The organism is Rhodococcus sp. 66b (genome assembly GCF_002076325.1).
GTDB classification, from domain to species: Bacteria; Actinomycetota; Actinomycetes; order Mycobacteriales; family Mycobacteriaceae; genus Rhodococcus_F; species Rhodococcus_F erythropolis.
In genome coordinates this window covers 1-1,182 of sequence record NZ_MUZB01000056.1, presented here as the reverse complement: position 1 = coordinate 1,182, position 1,182 = coordinate 1, and the positions used below count along the sequence as shown (strand labels likewise).

The following is a 1,182-nucleotide window of genomic DNA, read 5'->3' as shown; positions in this document are numbered from 1 at the left end:
CTGTGATTGTTGCGGGAGCTCGTACCCCGATGGGTCGACTCCTCGGATCGTTGAAAGACCTCTCCGGGTCCGACCTCGGCGGCATCGCCATCAAAGGCGCCCTCGACAAGTCCGGAGTCGCCCCCGAACAAGTCGACTACGTCATCATGGGACAGGTCCTCACCGCCGGCGCCGGCCAGATGCCCGCCCGCCAAGCCGCCGTCGCCGCCGGCATCCCCATGAACGTCCCCGCCCTGAGCATCAACAAAGTGTGCCTCTCCGGCATCGACGCCATCGCCCTCGCCGACCAACTCATCCGCGCCGGCGAATTCGACATCGTCGTCGCCGGCGGGCAGGAATCGATGTCCCGCGCACCCCACATGCTCGAAAAAAGCCGCGAAGGCTTCAAATACGGCGACGTCACCCTCCGCGACCACATGGCCTACGACGGCCTCCACGACATCTTCACCGACCAGGCCATGGGCCTGCTCACCGAACAAGTCAACCAACAAGAAACCGCCCACATCACCCGCGCCGAGCAGGACGCCTTCGCCGCCGCCTCACACCAGAACGCGGCCCGCGCCTGGAAAGACGGCTACTTCGACAACGAAGTAGTCCCCGTCTCCATCCCCCAACGCAAAGGCGAGCCCATCGTCTTCGCACAGGACGAAGGCATCCGCGCCGACACCACCACCGAATCCCTCGGCAAACTGCGTCCCGCGTTCAGCAAGGACGGCACCATCACCGCCGGCTCCGCCTCCCCGATCTCCGACGGCGCCGCCGCCGTGATCGTGATGAGCAAAACCAAAGCCGAAGAACTCGGCCTGACCTGGATCGCGGAAATCGGCGCCCACGGCGTCGTCGCCGGACCCGACTCCACCCTCCAGTCCCAACCCGCCCGCGCCATCGCCAAGGCCTGCGCCAAGGAAGGCATCGACCCCACCGACCTCGACCTCGTCGAAATCAACGAAGCGTTCGCCGCCGTCGGGATCGCCTCCACCCGCGAACTCGGCCTCGACCCCGCCAAGGTCAACGTCAACGGCGGCGCCATCGCCGTCGGACACCCCCTCGGCATGTCCGGCGCCCGCATCGCCCTGCACCTCGCCCTCGAACTGCAACGCCGCGGCGGCGGCATCGGCGCAGCCGCACTCTGCGGCGGCGGCGGACAAGGCGACGCACTCATCATCCGCGTCCCCAAGGCGT

General features: G+C 67.4%; 1 protein-coding gene. It reads left to right on the top strand.

Features of this window, described 5'->3' with window-relative positions; translation table 11 throughout:
• Positions 1 to 2: 2 nt before the first annotated feature.
• Positions 3 to 1,182 (top strand): acetyl-CoA C-acetyltransferase (locus tag B0E55_RS31290; RefSeq protein ID WP_069147353.1); only part of this gene is annotated, 1,180 nt, incomplete at its 3' end.